We start from the raw sequence: 18144 nt of genomic DNA, 5'->3' as shown, positions 1-18144 counted from the left end.
AACCAATAAAATTATAATACAATAGCACAAAGATTTAACAACAGGGGCCCACAAAGACGTCCGGTACAAGAGGACTTACACTTGATCAACGATAAAATTCGTGTGAGAGAGCTTCGTTTGGTGGGCGATAACGTAGAGCCAGGAATTTATCCAATTGACAAGGCAAGACAGATTGCTGCAGAACAGGAATTGGATTTAGTAGTAATTTCTGATAAAGCAGAACCTTTTATTGCGAGAGTATTAGAATACAAGAAATTCTTATACGAGCAAAAGAAAAAACAAAAGGAACTTAAAGCTAAGCAGGTAAAAGTGGTGGTAAAAGAGATCCGTTTCGGACCTCAGACAGACGACCATGATTACGAATTCAAGAAGAAGCATGCTGAAAAATTCCTTGAAGAAGGTTCGAAATTAAAGACCTACGTATTTTTTAAGGGACGTTCGATTATCTTTAAGGATCAGGGAGAAATTTTGCTTTTAAAACTTGCTCAGGAACTTGAGCACGTAGGTAAAGTAGACCAGCTTCCTAAACTTGAAGGAAAAAGGATGATTATGATGATGAGTCCTAAAAAACCAGCAAAATAATTAAGTCATTATTTTAATATAAAAAAGCCTCAAAGTAATTTGAGGCTTTTTTATATTAAATTCAGTAAAATATTATTAAGGACTACGCTACCGCTATCCCTCAAAATCTCCGCAATCATGTTCTGTAAAAAAAGGCAGCGCTTTCTCGGTGGTAAAATACCTGGAAATCCTTTTATTTTTTAAATCAAGCTTTTTACCTTCTATGACAAGCTCATAGACAGGTGCTTTGTCTATTTGGGTTATGATGTAAGTTCTTTCCTGTGTTTTAAAGATCGTTTTCTTTCCTTCATTAGAATAGGAAAATTCATCTATTTCAAAAGTATCTTTTTCATCACATACATTCGTCCATCTGATCTGCTTTTTTGTTATAGAAAGGCTTGCCAGATCACAAGAATAACAGTTTCCGGAGAATTCTATGCCATACTTATCATATACATTGGTGCTTTTAGTATTCAGCAGATCAATGGGAACCAGCTTTGAAAAATCTGCCGGTATTTCTACTGTTGCCGGATCATTCTTCTCTGGCTCGGCAGCAGATGCTGCAGCTTCTTTTTTAGTATCTGCAGAAGTATTTTTTTCCACTTTTTTGTCTGTGGCAGGAGAACAGGATGCCACTAAGACGGCCACCACAGACAGGCTGATTATTAAGTTTTTCATTTTTTATAAATAAATTACAGTAAGAGGTTTATCGTTTTTGTAAAATTGTTCAAATTCTGCCACTTCATATATCCCTGTTTTCAGCCATTTATTCCGCATATTCAGGTGTTTTGTTGGCTGCCGGGCTGAATACTTATACATTTGGCAAAAATATAAAAATGAAAATCATCCATCAATTCTTTCTATCCTCAATGGTGGTTCTGGCGGGATGCAATGAGCAGAATAAAACCTCAGAGAAGAACAAAGCAGAAACTGAAGTTATGCAAAAGTCTGTAACATTATCCGATTTCAAAAAAGTAAAAGGTGTGGATAATGTACTGGAAGTACCATTTCAGTTATTGACCAATAAAGATTCCGTACAGTTTTTTGTGGCCCCGCATAAAGAAGCAGCCCATCTGAAAATGGCTTATCATAAACTCGATAATTATTACGGATTCGAAGAGTTTGAAGACTTCTACTCCATTCACTACAGCATTAATAACAACATTTCGAACAGTATTGAAGCATTTGTCCTGAAATCGGAATTTACTCCTGCATATGAGCTTACGCTAAAAGGAGCAGATCTTTATGAGATCCGAAGCAGCACATTTAAACAATCTGATGATTTGAAGAATAAATCCTTTAAGAAATTTGGAACGATTACGGAGATTTCAGAACAGGAATTTAAAGCTAATTCTAAAAAACAAATCGGTGAAAGACTGGTAAAAAATCCGAGTATACAATTGCAGGATAATCATTGGGTATACAAAGAAAATGGCCGGGAAGAGATGATTACACAACACGAAAGCGTTTCTACAGAAACCGGGCCGCTTGCCAATGAATATATAGGAAGATCATCCTATTTAAATCTTGAAGTATTCAAAGAAAATTCTGATGAAGTTATGGATTCCTATTATTCTTTTTTCAGTTTAAAAAACGCAGTGATGTTTGAGCTGAGTACAGAAGGCTATCCACAGATACTTCCTTCTAAAGGCTGGGTTACCTTTGTTTCGTCCAATAACGATGTGGGAAGCGATTTCGTTATTTACAAATATTTTCCACAAACAAAGAAACAGGATAATCTGTTGTATGTGAATTTCACCAACTTCAAAATAGCCGATGATACAAAAGCATTCTGGACAGATAATGACACCTTCTATGCGGAAGTCTATCCTGTTAATTCTTCTCCGGTCTCCGGTAAAAGCCGGAAAACAGCTTATATCAAAATCCAGTTGAAGGCTAATCTGTTTTAAAAAATCCATATTGAAATCCATTTAAAAACCCCTGAAACCAGCCAGTGTTTATGGGGATAAAGTCCAATATCTTTGCGGCAATTATTTAAAGAGATACAATGAAAAAATTAAGTTTGACCCTTCTTTTCTGTTTACTGAGTTTTATGGCTTTTGCACAATCTTTAAAAGTGGTTGTAAAACAGGACGGAAAAGTAATTGAGCCGGTGAATGATGTTTATGAACTGAAGAAATCAACTTTTCAGTTCGAAATTACTGCTGTCAATCTGGAAGGGTTTTTAGTGGGTGCCACTACAAATAAGGATATCTATGCAGGAGCGCTGGGACTTTTAGGCACAGAAGAGGTTCAGTGGTTCCAGAATACAGGGATGGCAGAGGAGCTTTACAATAAGGATAAAGAAATGTTTCTGATGGATTCTGCGCCATCCTATTGGTATTATACAGATGCGAAAGATCACCGATTTGATAAAACCCCAAAAGGAAATGCAAAGCAATGGACTGCTACCCGTACGATTACAAGATTTTATGATATCATGGTAGATCAGCCCATTCCGTTAAAGGAGTTTAACGGCAGCGTTTTCATTCTGATGTATCAGCCCGAATATAATGACGAATATGATTTAACAGGAAAGAAAAACCTGTTTCAGGCTGCGCTGAAATTCAAAGATTAAAACACACCAATTATTTGATTATATAAGAAAAAGGCTGTTTACATCATGTAAGCAGCCTTTTTGTGGTATATAGTTTTACTCAATAATTAAACCGTATTCTATCGCCAGTTTTATGGCTGAGCTAAGATTGGAGGTCTGAAACTTTTCAATCAGATTCTTCCGGTGGCTTTCCACGGTATGCGGGCTGATGAAAAGCTTTTCCGCCATTTGATTGGTTGTAAGACCTTTTGCCGCTTCTCCCAGAATTTCCTTCTCCCTTCTCGTCAGCTTTGGAACATGATTGAGCCCATCCACTGATTTTTTCTCAAGAACAGACCTCGTTTGTGAGCAAAGAAACCGCTTTCCTTCATAGACGGCAGTAATTCCTTCCAGAATCTCAGAAACAGACGCATTCTTTTGTATATATCCCAAAGCCCCCTCTGCCAGTGAGCTGTTGATTACAGGCAGTTCATTATGAACACTCAGGATAATAATCTGAAGATTGCCGTATTTTTTCTTGACAGGCCTGATGATTTCGATACTGTTGGTATCTGCCAGATTGATATCCAGCAGTAAAATATCAACCGCCTGTTTTGCAAGGCCTGCATTCATTTCGGAAACATTTCTGAAACAATCTACAACATCTATGGTACTGCTGTTTCCTAAAATATTTTTAAGCCCTTCTAGTAGAAGTGGATGATCGTCTGTGATGGCTACTTTTATCATATTAAAGAATAGGAATTTGAAGTTCTACACTGGTACCGACATTAGGTTCGGAGGTGATATTCATCGTTCCTTTTAAAAATTGAACTCTGATTTCTATATTATGAAAACCTGCTGTTTTTCTCATACTTAAGCTTTTAGGATCAAAACCATTACCGTTGTCCTCCACTATAAGGTTTAACAGATTTTCTTCTTCACTAATCTGTACAATAATCTCGGAAGTATGAGCGTGCTTTATGGCATTATTAACCAGTTCCTGAATAATTCTGTAAACAATAAGCTGCTTTTCCTGTGATATAGAATTACTGTAATTGATAAATTCTGTATGAATTTCTAATGCGCTATTGGATACACGGGAGGCAAAGTCCTGAATAGCGGCTTCCAAGCCATATTTCAGTAATAAATCCGGCATTAAATTGTGGGCTACACGCCTTAGCTCCTCGACCGCTTCATCAATCTGGCCTATAGATTTTGAAATTCCTTCTTCTATATTTTCTGACTGATGAGGAGTAAGATAAGACAACTGGTGTTTCGTTCCTGAAAGCAACCCTCCCAATCCGTCATGGAGATCGCGGGCAAGACGGCCACGCTCCTGCTCCTGCCCTTCCAGCAATGCGGTAAGCGTAGATATTTTCGAGTTTTGTTTCTCTTTTTCTAAAGCTAAAGCATGCAGTTCGTCTCTTTGTTTCATAGATTTTGCGCGCTGTTTATAGGCATACAGCAATAAGAGAATCAAAACAATAAAAAAGACAATAAAAAAGATATAGTACGTATTGATCTTTTCCTTGAATGCCAAAAGCTTTTTAAAAGTATTGATATCGTTGTTCTTTTGCTGGGTTTCTAATTTTGCCAGGTGAAGCTGCTGCTCCTTTTTCTCGGATTCAAGCTCTGAGAATTTCAGTCTTTCACGCTGATTTTCTTCTACCAGTTTTAAGTTATTGTATACCTGTTCACGCTGTGCCCGAAGGATGTTGATCAACTTAATTTCCTGTGCTTTTTTATCACTTTCCAGCTGTAACTTAATGTACTTCTGCTCCTGTCTTTCTTTATCAAACTGAGATTCCAGTCTTTTGGTAACATCCAGTTTTTCCTGGTCATAAACACTTTTGTATTTGTCTACATAACTTTTATAATATGCCAGCGCTTCTTTATAATTGCCCTGCTCTTCGCTGATTCTGGAGAGAGATTCAAGAATAGATAATTCTATCAAATGATTTCTTACCGGGCTTTTTCCAATTTCCATAGAAGCTTTCAGGAAATAAGACTTGGCTAAATCATAATTTTTATTCTGTAATGCCAATTCTGCTAAAATTCCAAATGAAGAAGCAATATGAATAGCATCACCTATTTCCAAACTTACTTTATTAGCAAGCTGTGCATATTGCATTGCCTTATTGCTGTCAAACCCCGTATATAAATTTGCTAAATTGATGGCAGCATAGGAAAGGCTGTTTCTGCTAAGCATAGCATCTTTATTTTTATTGAAAGTAGCAATGGCCTGTAAATAATACTGCTCCGTTTTATTCCTAAATGCAGTATTGGATGGCTCCTGTGCATATTTTTGTTCATATACATAGCCCATCCGCATGTAGGCATCGAAGATAAGATTGGGATCATTTTGTTTGGAAGCCAGCAGTAGAAACTGTTTGCTGTATTTTTCTTCCAGCTGATATTCATTCAGATCAGAATAAATGGCAGATAGCTCCTTTGCCGTATTGCCAAATCGTCCGTACAAAGTGGAAGTCGTTGGTGAGTTTTCAAAATAGTCGATTGCTTTGAGATAAGCAGCAACAGCATCTGTTATTTTATTATTACGGGTCAGAATCCAGCCCTTTGCGTAATTAAAATAGCCTTTAGCTTCATTACTATTTGTCTTTAAGCTGTAAACCCTTGACAGATCCAGACTTTTCGAACATTCGGCTGTTTTGTTATCCAGCCGGTAATTCATGGCCTGTACTGCATATAAAATAGCAGCATACTTTCCATCTGCCTGTTTTGCAGCAAGGGATATATTGGTCTCTAAAATCTGATAAGACTTCGGCTTAAGATCATGAAAAAATAAGGCTGTCGCATATTTGGGGGCCAGATTCAGCTGTTCTGAAATATTTAATGCATGGCTGTATTCCTTCTCTAATTTGCTTAAAACATCCTGTGCCTGTAAAAAAAGCGGACAAATAAGTAAAATAAATAATATCCTGCGCATCAACCCCTTGTCTTTATTAAGTTATAGTATAGTAAAGCACGCAAATATAGGGAATTACTTTTACAGCTTCTTCTTCACTCCATTTTATTTGGCTACTGTTTTTACCCATACTTTTTATCGTGGTGTTTTTCGAAATAAGAATTTATCATTGAATTGGATGTGAAAAAGAAAGCTATAAAAGTTATCAAAATCAAAAGGGAAAATCATAAGATTTTTCACCGTAAATCTGCGGGTAAAGGTAACCAAACCCGTTTGATAAAAAAATCCCTGATTATAGTGGTTTTTTGATGTATTTCTGTGCAGGTGTTACATTAAGATGAATTCCGGATACAGAAATGCAGTACTACTTAATGTAACAAAAAGATTTTCAACTGATTTCTACTTTTTATATTATTTATTTGTTATTATTTTCTTTAAATTATTCATCAATTATTATCTTAGATCAAGATATAGTGATTATTTTCTATCTAAATTTGTGAATATAAAAATCAGATACACTATTTATTAATCAATAAAAAAAGAAACAATGAGCACACTTACATTAAAAGACGGAACAGAAATTTATTACAAAGACTGGGGAAAAGGACAACCAATTTTCTTCCACCACGGCTGGCCATTATCAAGTGATGACTGGGATGCACAAATGTTCTTTTTCCTGGAACAGGGGTATAGAGTAATTGCTCATGACAGAAGAGGACACGGAAGATCCGAGCAGACTCCTTACGGACACGATATGGATACTTATGCATCTGATGTCGCAGAAATTGTTGAAGCTCTGGATTTAAAAGATGTAATTCATGTAGGACACTCTACCGGAGGTGGTGAAGTGATCAGATATGTAGCAAAACATGGGAACGGAAGAGTTGCAAAAGCTGTTTTGGTAAGTGCTGTTACTCCTATTATGGTTCAAAATGAGAATAACCCGAACGGAGTTCCAATCTCTGTTTTTGATGATATCAGAAATAATACGGCAAAGCACAGACAACAATTCTTTATTGATATCACTTTCCCTTTCTATGGATATAACAGAGAAGGTGCCAACGTTTCTGAAGGAATTCAGAGAAACTGGTGGAGACAGGGAATGAGCGGTTCTATCAAAGCTCATTACGATTGTGTAAAAGCATTCTCTGAGACAGATTTCACAGAAGATCTTAAAAGTGTAGACGTACCTGTATTGGTAATGCACGGAGAAGATGACCAGATTGTTCCTTTTGAAACAACAGGTAAAGTGGCTGCTACCCTTCTTAAAAACGGGAAATTAATTTCTTATCCTGGTTTTCCTCATGGAATGCCTACAACAGAAGCAGAAACGATTAACAGAGATCTTCTTGAGTTTATAAAATCATAATAATTCTGATATAAAGTAAAAGCTGCAGATAAAATTTGTCTGCAGCTTTTTTATTTTCGTTATTTTGCACTGGCTATTCCTAAAAAGTTTGGGAAGCTCCGCTATAAACAGAATCATCTATGAAGCTAGGATATCTATCCTTTTTTTTTCTTGCCGTCCTGTTATTTTGTTTTGGATGCTATTATTACGATCCTTTTTTTTCAGATGACAGTTTAATATCCCTACGCTATGCACAGCGTTTTATAGAAGGGAAAGGCCTCACCTGGAATGACGGCCACCCTGTAGAAGGCTATTCTAACTTACTTTGGGTATTGGGCGTTTCTGCATTGGGCAAACTGGGCATAGATCTGATTCTTGCTGCAAGAATTTTAGGTATTCTATGTTCATTGGGAACTTTGGGAGCCATTCTATATTATTGCAAGAATCAGCAGAATAGTAAAAAGGAATATGTTTTCCCTGCCCTGCTGTTATTGGTGACAACGCCATGTTTCACGGTCTGGGCTATCGGAGGGCTTGAACAGCCTTTATATGCTTTCCTGTTGACTTTAACTTTGATTGAAGTATCCAAAATCATCAATGGCAATAGCTTCAAGACAATTTATCTTTTATCTCTTTGGCTTGGACTTTTAGCACTTACCAGACCTGACGGTTTCCTGTTTACGATCTTAACATCCGGATTTTTATTGATTACTTTGGGACGAAATAAAAGTCAATTTATCAGAATAGGGCTGGCAACAGCTATAATTCCTACAATATTCCTCCTGGGGCAGCTCGCCTTTCGATATAATTTTTACGGTGAACTGGTTCCAAATACCGCACTGGTAAAGGTGAAAGTGACTATTCATCATATTCTTCGCGGTGGTTTTTATAACTTCAAAGCATTTTGGGGAACCCTTCTTTTGTCCGGACTGGGAGTAGCTTCCCTTTATTATCTTGTACAACAAAAAAAACTTTTTGGCTATTATTTGTTATTGGTTATTACAGCCTGGATTGGTTATGTAACATCAGTTGGCGGTGATATTTTTCCAGCGTTCAGGCATTATTATGTAGTCCTTATTTTATTTGTTTTCGCTATTATTTTTGGATTTCAATATGTCAAAAAGATTAATCTGCAATCAAAGAAAGTAAGCTTTATCATCATTATTCTTCTCATTGCCAATATTTTCATTCAAACTAAAATAACAGACAATAAAAATGCGGTTGACGAAAGATGGGAGTTCAAAGGAATAAAACTGGGAGAAATTTTAAAAGAAACTTTTCCTCATCAAACTCTTATTGCTGTAACGTCTGCCGGATCTATTCCCTATTCTTCAGAACTGCCAGCCATAGACATGCTTGGCCTGAATGATTATTATATTCCAAGGCACCCGCCCAAAAACTTTGGAAGCGGAGCTTTAGCCCATGAACTGGGAGATGCCAATTACGTTATAAAAAGAAATCCTGACATTATGATTTTCCATGTAGGTGATGAGCCCAACTTTAATATTGGTGAACAGATGAAAGCCAATAAGTTCTTTAACAAAGACTATGTTAAAGTAAAAACAAAAGCTGGAGGGCTGGAATACACTCTATTTTTCAATAAATATGGAAAAAATACAGGTATTAAAAAAAATGGAAATACCTTAACGATTCCCGGATATTTTTTCAATGCTGCTTCAGAAGATATATGCACATTTTCCGAACATCAACTGATAAAAACAATGGATAAAGGAAAAACATATACTTTATATGTTGATTCTATTTTACAAGGGAACTGGACTGTACAAAGATTAACAGGTAAAAATATAGATATTAAGACTCGTATTTCTTATCAAGACGGGCATCTGAGCATTTCTATTACCCCAAACAACAAAATGTCTTTAGAAAGTATTGTTCTAGAAAGAGAATAATGAATATTTTTCATGATTTTAATCAACTATAGAAACAAAATAAACCAACATCACCATTTCCTGTATTTTCAATCATAACTAATTTGTGTTAAAATATCCCGAAATCATCATTTGCAAAAGTGATGATTCTTCAACTCAATACACTGAACAGTGTTTTAAATATAATTAAGAAACACCTTAAATAAAGGGTTTATTAATATAAGTTTAATCCCGAATTTGTGATTTAATGGTTTTTATTATTAAATTCGTGCTGTTAAATTAAACGTATGAAAACCAAATTACTGACTTTATTAAGTCTTCCGATGCTTCTGGCATCTTGTGCTCAGGATAACGATCTTGACCCTGTGAACATGAATACAACCATTGAGAAAAGCTCTAACGCAGATGCAAAGAACGCATCCCGTGGTATCATAGATCTTACACGCTACAAACTTTTAAAGGAATCTACCAATCATCCTCAGACATTGAGTGCGGGACAATCTATCAGCATGGAATACAACGGAAGCACTTACCGATTCATTATGCAAACCGATAACAACCTGGTTCTCTACAGAGAAAGACCAGGACTGAATACTGTATTATGGCATTCCAATACGTACAGAAGTACGGGTACTCCGTCTCTTATTGTGCAGAACGATGGAAATATGGTCATCTACAGAGATGGAAGCCCGCTGTGGAGCTCTAATACTGCTGTTAATTATTACGTAGCCAATCCGCATGTGAAACTTCAGCTATATTCAAGAGCGGGAGCAGCTATTCCTACAGGTTTCAGAATTAAAGTTGTTTTAGGTGGAAATAATGAAGAAAGAAATGACATTATAGTGGAAGACTTCCTGTAAAAAAAACAATTTCCAGACCTATAGCCGCTTCTTTACAGAGGCGGTTTTTTATATAAATAGGATAAAACCAAAGATTATGAAAGCTCGAATTGATTTTTTTCGTATCTTTGCACACTATTATTCCTAATGTCTTTAGGAGTAACCAAAACAGATATTGATAACAAAAACAATAAAAAAGCAAAACAATGCCAAAATTAAAAACGAAATCAGGTGCTAAAAAGCGTTTTGCTCTTACTGGTTCTGGTAAGATCAAAAGAAAAAATGCTTACAAAAGCCACATCTTAACTAAGAAAGAAACTAAGCAGAAGAGAAATCTTACTACTACTTCTTACGTAGCTAAAGTGGACGAGAAAAGTGTTCAACGTCAATTAGCCATTAAGTAGTTTTTATAAATCTATATTCGGTTTATAAGAATTCAAAAAAAATTCAACAATTTAACCCTGAAACGGTGCAAATAAGAGTAACATCAGTTGCCGCCCTTTTCAAAAAAACAATTTAAATTATGCCAAGATCAGTAAATGCCGTAGCTTCAAGAGCTCGCAGAAAGAAAATTTTTAAGCAAGCTAAAGGTTTCTTCGGAAGAAGAAAGAACGTTTGGACTGTAGCTAAAAACGCGGTAGAAAAAGCAATGCAATATGCTTACCGTGGTAGAAAAGAGAAGAAAAGAAATTTCAGAGCACTTTGGATCACTCGTATCAACGCGGGAACCAGAGAGCACGGAATGTCTTACTCTCAATTTATGGGAGCTCTTAAAAAGAACAACATCGAACTTAACAGAAAAGTTTTAGCAGATTTAGCAATGAATCACCCTGAAGCTTTCAAAGCTGTTGTAGATCAAGTAAAATAATGTAGAATAGATTTTGTTATCAATATAGGTCCCGGATTTATCCGGGATTTTTTTTGCTCTATACTCCCCGATTTTACCTTTTTATTAATGTAAAATTCCTTTTTAGTGGATCGTAATTTTCAGCAAATTTTATCATCTCAACATTGAAACATTTAAAATTTAAGAATGAATTAATAAAAAATAAACATAAAAAATTTAAAATAAAAGTAAAATATAAACAAATACAAGATATTAAGCGAACATAAAAGCAGCATAATACAAAATACAAGAAAAAGATCTATAATTATTAAAACAACAAATAATATCATCAGTACAGTCTTAATAATTAATAATAAATGACGATTTATTATTATATTAGCAATCTCTAAAGAAAGTATCTACAATGAAAAAAATTGCAGTTTTTTTGCTGGCTTCTTCTGCATTACAAACTATTGGCGCACAGAGTTTTATCCAGGCTTATAAAGACAGGGCAGATATGGTAACCCAAACCAATATCAACACCAACCTTCAGGAGTTTGCAGGACTGGGTGTAAAAAAAACCGGTACTGCAGCTAATAATAATGCTTTTGACTGGCTAAAAAACAAATACCTTTCTTATGGATATACAGCAAGTGACTTTTCTGAAGATGCCTTCACGTATGCAGGTAATACCTCAAAGAATCTCATTATTACCAAAACCGGAACGCTTTACCCTAACAAGTACGTGATCATTTGCGGTCATTATGACACCATTGTTGGAGCTGGGGTAAGTGATAATGGCAGCGGAACTTCTATTCTTCTTGAGGCAGCGAGGATTCTGAAAGATGTTCCTACAGAATATTCTATTAAGTTCATCCATTTTTCCGGAGAAGAGCAAGGTCTCGTAGGGAGCAGCCATTATGTAAGCAATGTGGCTTATCAGGGAAACACCCGCGTTCTGGACATCAAACTTGTTTTAAATATTGATCAGGTAGGAGGTCTTATAGGAAATAACAACAATACAATCAACTGTGAAAGAGATGAGGGCGGATTGTCTTCCAACAATGCAATATCAAATACGATGACTCAGGAGCTGATGACCTGCACTACCCTTTACTCTCCTCTTCAGACCAATCTTTCTCATGCCTACAACTCAGATTATATGCCTTTTGAAGCTAAAGGATATACCATTACCGGATTTTATGAAACCATCGAAAGCAATAACCAACATACGGTAAGTGATACTTATGCCAACCTTGATCCGGTGTATGTTTTCAATGTAGGGAAAGCTGCCGTGGGGGCATTGCAGCATTTCGCAGTCGCTACTCCAGCGAGCAGTCTTTTGAGCGTCAGAGAAACCACACAGAACTCAGCAGAAACAGTAAAAGTTTATCCCAATCCGGCAAAGGATCTTATAACGATAGAATTTCAGCAAAAGGTAAAACAATTTACGGTTGAAATTAATGATATGGTGGGAAATTCCGTTTTACATGTCGAAAACAAAGAAAAAATAAATACTTCAGGCCTTAAAAACGGAGTTTATATGGTTACCGTTAAGACAGAAAATGGAAATACCACAAAAAAAATAATCATCAATAAATAATAAAATAATAGGAGCCTGAATACTGATTTGAGCTTAATTTTTATCAGTATTAATGGATCGGAATCATGCAATGAAGAAAATTTCTACTTTTTTACTCGCTTCTGTTGCTGTATGCAATATGAATGCCCAAAGTTTCATTCAGGCTTATCAGGACAGAGCGAATATGGTCAGCCAAACCAATATTACCACCGCTCTTCAGGATTTTGCTCTGTTGGGCGTAAAAAAAACAGGTACTACAGCTAACAATAACGCTCTGGAATGGCTCAAAACCAAATATCTTTCTTACGGATATACAGCCAATCAGATCGTAGAAGATCCTTTTACTCTGGGAGGTTATACTTCTAAAAATCTTATAATTACTAAAACAGGAACCGTTTACCCTAATAAATATGTGATCATCTGCGGACATTTCGACAGCATTACCGGAACGGGCGTTAATGATAATGGAAGCGGAACCTCTATCCTGCTTGAAGCCGCAAGGATTCTGAAAGATGTACCAACAGAATATTCTATAAAATTCATCCATTTTTCCGGTGAAGAACAGGGACTGTTGGGGAGCACGCATTATGCTAATACCGTGGCTTATCAGGGAGGGACCCGAGTTTTAGATATAAAACTGGTCTTTAATCTGGATCAGGTAGGCGGTGTAATGGGAAATAATAACAATACCGTTTACTGTGATGAAGATCAGGGAGGACTTTCTTCAAATAATGCGGCCTCTGCTGCCGTGACTCAGCAGCTGAGAAACTGTACAGCACTTTACTCTCCTCTTCAGACGGCGGTAGATCCTGCGGAAGCCACCGATTATATTCCTTTTGAGCAGAAAGGTGAAGTGATTACCGGTTTCTTTGAGAGAATCAGAAGTACCTATCCCCATACCGTGAATGACACTTTTGCCAATACAGATCCTGTTTACATTTATAATATAGGAAAAGCATCTGTGGGAGCTTTGCAGCATTTTGCGGTTGCTACAGGAACATTGGGAACCCATGAAACGGTTGTAAAAAACAGCCTTGAAGACATAAAAATTTACCCAAATCCTGCAAAGGATTTCATTAACATTGAATTTCCTAATTCCGGGATTAAGAATTTCACTTTTGAAGTTACCGATTTCCAGGGAAGATCTATTTTCAAGAGAACCAATGAAACAAAAATCAATGTTTCGGGATTGGAAAACGGTGCTTACCTCGGGGTTTTAAAAGCCGGAGAACAAACTGTGGTAAGAAAAGTGATGATCGAAAGATAATTTACTGTAAGACTTTGTTAATAAGGACCTCTGAATAGCTTCAGGGGTTTTCTTTTTACCTCTGATTGAAGTATTCCCAATACATACCGATGAACTGATATGATATTCATAATTAATTTTCATTTAATTTACAATATTAAACACTTTATTGTGATTTATTTACTACATTCGTGTCACCAAAATAATATTATTTATATGAAAAAATTCACAACACTTTTGTGCACTGCATTTGTGATGCAGTACATCGGGGCTCAAAGTTTTATCCAGGCTTACAAAGACAGAGCGGATATGGTTACCCAGGCCAATATTACTGCCAATCTTCAGGAGTTTAGTAATTTAGGCGTAAAAACTACTGGTTCTGTAGCCAATACCAACACGCTGAACTGGATCAAAAACAAGTACACTTCTTATGGCTATACCGCCAGCCAGATTGTAGAAAGTCCTTTTACTTTCGGAAGTACGAGCTCCAAAAATTTAATTATTACCAAAACCGGAACGCTTTATCCTAACAAGTATGTCATTATCTGCGGGCATTTCGACACCATTTACGGACCGGGAGTGAATGACAATGGCAGCGGAACCTCTATTATTCTTGAAGCGGCAAGAATTTTAAGAAATGTTCCAACTGAATATTCTATTAAGTTTATCCATTTTTCCGGTGAAGAACAAGGGTTAAAAGGAAGCAGCCATTATGTAAATAATGTGGTATATCAGGGAGGTGTCCGCAAATTGGATATCAAGCTGGTCTTCAATCTGGACCAGGTAGGCGGTGTAAAAGGAAATAATAACAACACCGTGTACTGTGATGAAGATCAGGGGGGCGTTTCCAGCAATAATGCAGCTTCCGCGGCAGTGACTCAGCAGTTGAGAAACTGTACAGCGCTCTACTCTCCTCTTCAGACAGCGGTAGATCCTGCAGCTGATACGGATTATATTCCTTTTGAACAGAAAGGTGAAGTAATTACAGGATATTTTGAAAGGATCAGAAGTACCTATCCCCACTCTTCAAAAGATACCTTTACCAATATGGATCCTGTTTATGTTTATAATATCGGGAAGGCTACTGTGGGGGCATTACAGCATTTTGCAACGGCAACTACCACAATGAGCAAAACTGCAGCTAAAAACTCATTAGAAGCGGTAAAAATCTATCCAAATCCTGCCAATAATGTCTTAAATATTGATCTACCTGATTCTAAGGAAACCAACTTCAGTTTTGAGATCAGTAATTCTTTGGGAAGATCTCTTCTGAAAGTCAATAATGAAAGAAAGATTGATGTTTCCCGGTTACAAAACGGAGTGTATATTGGAGTTTTGAAAGTAGGCGAAGAAACACTTGTTAAGAATATTATGATTGAAAGATAAAAGATCAATTAGTTTATAATTAAAAAACAGCAGGAATATTCCTGCTGTTTTTATTAACTGAGGAATGTGTTTAAATATTTTTCATTTCAAACAGTTATTTTTTAGCGCCAGTTCTTTGATTTTAGAAACAATAGCCTGTTCATTAATAAAGCCATTTTTGATATCTGTTAATAATTCCTCCAAAGTTACTTTATAAATATCCGCTTCATTAAATGATAAAAAACGTACTATTTCTTCTAAAGCGTTATCAAAATCTTTGAGCTCACAGCAGGACAAATATTTCATCTGAGAAGCCAGCTCATTATGCTCATCTTTTTGTAATAAATTATCAGAAATATCAGTAGCCCATTGATATTCTCCCAACTTATACCAACAATTTGCCATAAACAATAATCTATAGTTTTCAGCTTTTGGAGATAATCCATTTATATTTTGCAAAATAGTAACGGCAGGCATATATTGCCCATCATTCATTAGATCCTGAGCTTTCTGTAACTCGTTAATCATATGCAGGAGTTTATTTTTAAATTCCTAAAATAAACATTATTTCAAATAGTATGATTAAAAGATACCCTATAATTTAATCTAAAAAAACAGCCCCTTTCAAAATAGAAAAGGGCTCGTTTTATAAAAAGTTAATAATTAAAACTAAGAGAAACCGTATAATATCTTCCGTTTCCGCGGACATATTCTGCGTCACGGGCGGTATACATTGAAGTAGGCGTGAAATAAGAAGTATTGAAAACATTCTCTATTCCAAGTCCAACTGTCAGGAGTTTATTCAGTTTATAGCTTCCCTGAAAATTGAAAAGGTTAAAGCTTTTCACAGGACCTTCTCCTTCATCATACTTTCCAGAGGCAGCAGGCTCAAATTGATCTCTTTTAAATGAGTACATGTGATACACTCCCAACTGTAATTTTTGAGCTCGATCATTCCATTTAACGAAAGAATTCAATCTTGCAGGTGCAATTCTTAAACCGCTCAGGTATTTTTCGTAGCTGTTGTCATTTTTCACATCTACTTTTCCTTCCTGGTAGGTATAATTGGTTCCGATTGTTAAACCCTGTGCAGGATAGACATTCACGGCCAATTCCACTCCGTTAATGTACTGAGGGGCACGAAGCGGAGTCCAGAATCCGTTTAGGGAAACAAGATCCGCTCCCAGCTTGGAATAATTATAAAAATAACTGGCTGAAAAATCTACATACTGCCCGATTTTACTGTTGAAACCTATTTCATAATTATCAATAACTACAGGATCGGTATTGATTTCGCTTAAGACATTGCTCTTTGCATCTCTAAGGACACGCCCTAAATCATAAATATTAAACCCTCTGGAATATGAGGTGAAAGGCTGGAAGAAATCAAATGCCACATAGCTCACACCTACATTATAAGACAGGTTTGAATAATGTAATTTTCCTCCTTCCACATGGAATGGAACATCTTTGTTAGAAGGCAGCGTAGTATAATCCGGAACTTTTACGGACATTTTATCCCATCGTACTCCTGCCTTTACCGTAAGATGATCGGTAAGGAATAATTTTCCCTGTACAAATGGGGCTGCAGCCAGCATATCCATTTCAGGAACCCACATTCTTCCGTCAACCAGCGGCTGGCTTGTTTTTTCATTTAAAAGATCCAGACCATAGGTCAGTGAACCTTTCAGCCCTTTCTCTTTTCCAAATTCAGTATTAAAATCAGCTCTGAAACCGTATTTTTTCTCTAAAATAGCGGATTGTCCCCCTGTTTTCCATCTTGGAGCATTTCTGTAATCGTAAATCGTATAAAAGTCCTGAAAATACAAGGTCGTGTTAAGCGTGGTATTACGGAAAATATTCTTATTGATATATTTAAGATATCCGTTGTGGTTATATCTTGTCCCTTCTTTCACTCCTTCTCTGTCTCCTAATTTACCGGTAGAAGGCCGTTCGCCATATTTTCCAAGATCTAAAATATATTTGGAATCCTGCAGACTGGAATAATAATTATACATCGCTTCCAATCTGTTATTCTCATTAAGATCATATCCAATTTTCGCGAAAATATTATTGACAGCCGTTTCCCCCAATCCATATCTTGGATTCTGAACCAAACCCTCACCGTCTATTTTTACTCCGTTTTGTGTAAGAGTTCCATTCACCAGATAATCGAACTTACCTGCTTTACCGAAGAAACTTTGTGAAATTCTGTACCCTGCACCCCCATCTGATTTGAACATCTTGTTATTAAACAAATCATGGCTGGTAAAACCTAATACGGTTCTTCCTGAAAATATTGTATTGGACGTACTTTTTTGAGTTATATAATTAATGATTCCACCTTCCGCACCGTTTCCATAAATGGAGGTTGCTCCTTTCACCACTTCGATCCTTTCTACAACGGACGGATCAATACTTCGGATTTCTCTGTCATTATTACGTAAAGGACTGGATTGTGGAATTCCATCAATCATAATCAGAACATTTCTTCCTCTTAAGGTCTGCCCTCTGTTGCTTACCAGGTTGTTTCCAAATGCCAATCCGGGCACTTTATAGGCAAGAATATTACTGAGATCGGCAGAAATCATTGATTGCTGCTCGATTTCTTTTTTATTGATGATATTAACCGTAGAAGCCGTTTTCTTCACAACTTCCGGAGCTCTTGAAGCGGTAACGATCACTTCATCCAGCCTGCTTTGTTCTAATGAATCTTTTTTCTGGGCAGCCACCTGTAAAAACGTGACAAGGCTTCCGATTAAGAAAATAGATTTATTCATACTTAGTGTTATTTAGAATAATTAAAAACAAAAGTACGGTTTTTAGCTTCTTCCTTAATTTGATCGTTTTAACAGGCTACTTTCCGATATAGTTTTAAATGAATTCAATCAAAGTATTTAAATAAAATAATCAACAATTATGATCATTATAATTTATTTTATTAACATGAACTGATAATCGTCATATATTAGGTTTCAATATTACATTTGACTTTGTCATCTTTTCGTATTGTGGCGAAAAAACCT

16 protein-coding genes are annotated in these 18144 nt (G+C 36.3%); 11 read left to right on the top strand and 5 right to left on the bottom strand.

The window, feature by feature from the left end; all coding sequences use genetic code 11:
- Window positions 1-81: 81 nt before the first annotated feature.
- Window positions 82-582: a translation initiation factor IF-3 gene (gene infC / locus BLW74_RS08705; protein ID WP_027372223.1), complete on the top strand. Its 501-nt coding sequence runs from the start codon at window positions 82-84 to the stop codon at window positions 580-582.
- 93 nt (window positions 583-675) lie between these two features.
- On the opposite strand, the gene BLW74_RS08700 is transcribed toward infC, so the two are convergent.
- Window positions 676-1239 carry a hypothetical protein gene (locus tag BLW74_RS08700; protein WP_089691777.1) on the bottom strand — a complete coding sequence of 188 codons (564 nt, stop codon included), beginning with the start codon at window positions 1237-1239 and terminating at the stop codon, window positions 676-678.
- A 158-nt stretch (window positions 1240-1397) separates the two neighbouring features.
- Between BLW74_RS08700 and BLW74_RS08695 the strand changes: the two genes are divergently transcribed.
- A complete protein-coding gene (locus BLW74_RS08695; RefSeq protein ID WP_089692588.1) occupies window positions 1398-2471 on the top strand; it encodes a resolvase in 1074 nt (357 codons plus the stop codon).
- A 98-nt stretch (window positions 2472-2569) separates the two neighbouring features.
- Window positions 2570-3139: a hypothetical protein gene (locus tag BLW74_RS08690; RefSeq protein ID WP_089691775.1), complete on the top strand. Its 570-nt coding sequence runs from the start codon at window positions 2570-2572 to the stop codon at window positions 3137-3139.
- A 75-nt stretch (window positions 3140-3214) separates the two neighbouring features.
- On the opposite strand, the gene BLW74_RS08685 is transcribed toward BLW74_RS08690, so the two are convergent.
- Window positions 3215-3844, bottom strand: coding sequence for a response regulator (locus BLW74_RS08685; RefSeq protein ID WP_089691773.1), 630 nt, complete (start codon window positions 3842-3844; stop codon window positions 3215-3217).
- Between the two features lies 1 nt (window position 3845).
- Window positions 3846-6044, bottom strand: coding sequence for an ATP-binding protein (locus BLW74_RS08680; protein WP_089691770.1), 2199 nt, complete (start codon window positions 6042-6044; stop codon window positions 3846-3848).
- Window positions 6045-6570: 526 nt separating this feature from the next.
- Here BLW74_RS08680 and BLW74_RS08675 point away from each other — a divergent pair.
- The 8 genes from BLW74_RS08675 to BLW74_RS08640 all read left to right on the top strand — a co-directional run bounded on the left by BLW74_RS08675 (window position 6571) and on the right by BLW74_RS08640 (window position 15139).
- Window positions 6571-7392 (top strand): alpha/beta fold hydrolase, encoded by an 822-nt coding sequence (locus BLW74_RS08675; protein ID WP_089691767.1) that lies wholly within the window; start codon window positions 6571-6573, stop codon window positions 7390-7392.
- A 119-nt stretch (window positions 7393-7511) separates the two neighbouring features.
- The gene (locus BLW74_RS08670; protein WP_089691764.1) at window positions 7512-9281 is read left to right on the top strand and encodes a hypothetical protein; all 1770 of its coding nucleotides are present in this window, start codon (window positions 7512-7514) and stop codon (window positions 9279-9281) included.
- 266 nt (window positions 9282-9547) lie between these two features.
- Window positions 9548-10120, top strand: coding sequence for a hypothetical protein (locus BLW74_RS08665; RefSeq protein WP_089691761.1), 573 nt, complete (start codon window positions 9548-9550; stop codon window positions 10118-10120).
- 185 nt (window positions 10121-10305) lie between these two features.
- Window positions 10306-10503: a 50S ribosomal protein L35 gene (gene rpmI, locus BLW74_RS08660; protein WP_002979658.1), complete on the top strand. Its 198-nt coding sequence runs from the start codon at window positions 10306-10308 to the stop codon at window positions 10501-10503.
- 119 nt (window positions 10504-10622) lie between these two features.
- Window positions 10623-10967: a 50S ribosomal protein L20 gene (gene rplT, locus BLW74_RS08655; RefSeq protein WP_034694451.1), complete on the top strand. Its 345-nt coding sequence runs from the start codon at window positions 10623-10625 to the stop codon at window positions 10965-10967.
- 382 nt (window positions 10968-11349) lie between these two features.
- Window positions 11350-12528, top strand: a complete 1179-nt coding sequence (locus BLW74_RS08650) for a M28 family peptidase (RefSeq protein WP_089691759.1) — start codon at window positions 11350-11352, stop codon at window positions 12526-12528.
- Between the two features lie 52 nt (window positions 12529-12580).
- Window positions 12581-13774, top strand: a complete 1194-nt coding sequence (locus BLW74_RS08645) for a M28 family peptidase (protein ID WP_228424834.1) — start codon at window positions 12581-12583, stop codon at window positions 13772-13774.
- Window positions 13775-13969: 195 nt separating this feature from the next.
- A complete protein-coding gene (locus BLW74_RS08640) occupies window positions 13970-15139 on the top strand; it encodes a M28 family peptidase (protein ID WP_089691751.1) in 1170 nt (389 codons plus the stop codon).
- 81 nt (window positions 15140-15220) lie between these two features.
- Here BLW74_RS08640 and BLW74_RS08635 read toward each other — a convergent pair whose 3' ends face one another.
- Together BLW74_RS08635 and BLW74_RS08630 are read right to left on the bottom strand one after the other, a co-directional pair.
- Complete coding sequence (locus BLW74_RS08635) at window positions 15221-15646, bottom strand: hypothetical protein (RefSeq protein WP_089691748.1); 426 nt, start codon at window positions 15644-15646, stop codon at window positions 15221-15223.
- Window positions 15647-15774: 128 nt separating this feature from the next.
- Window positions 15775-17898 (bottom strand): TonB-dependent receptor, encoded by a 2124-nt coding sequence (locus tag BLW74_RS08630; RefSeq protein ID WP_089691745.1) that lies wholly within the window; start codon window positions 17896-17898, stop codon window positions 15775-15777.
- Window positions 17899-18144: the final 246 nt, after the last annotated feature.

It is taken from the genome of Chryseobacterium culicis, from assembly GCF_900108365.1.
Taxonomy (GTDB): domain Bacteria; phylum Bacteroidota; class Bacteroidia; order Flavobacteriales; family Weeksellaceae; genus Chryseobacterium; species Chryseobacterium culicis.
The sequence above is the reverse complement of the archived record's forward strand: the minus strand, read 5'-3'. Positions and strand labels throughout refer to the sequence as shown.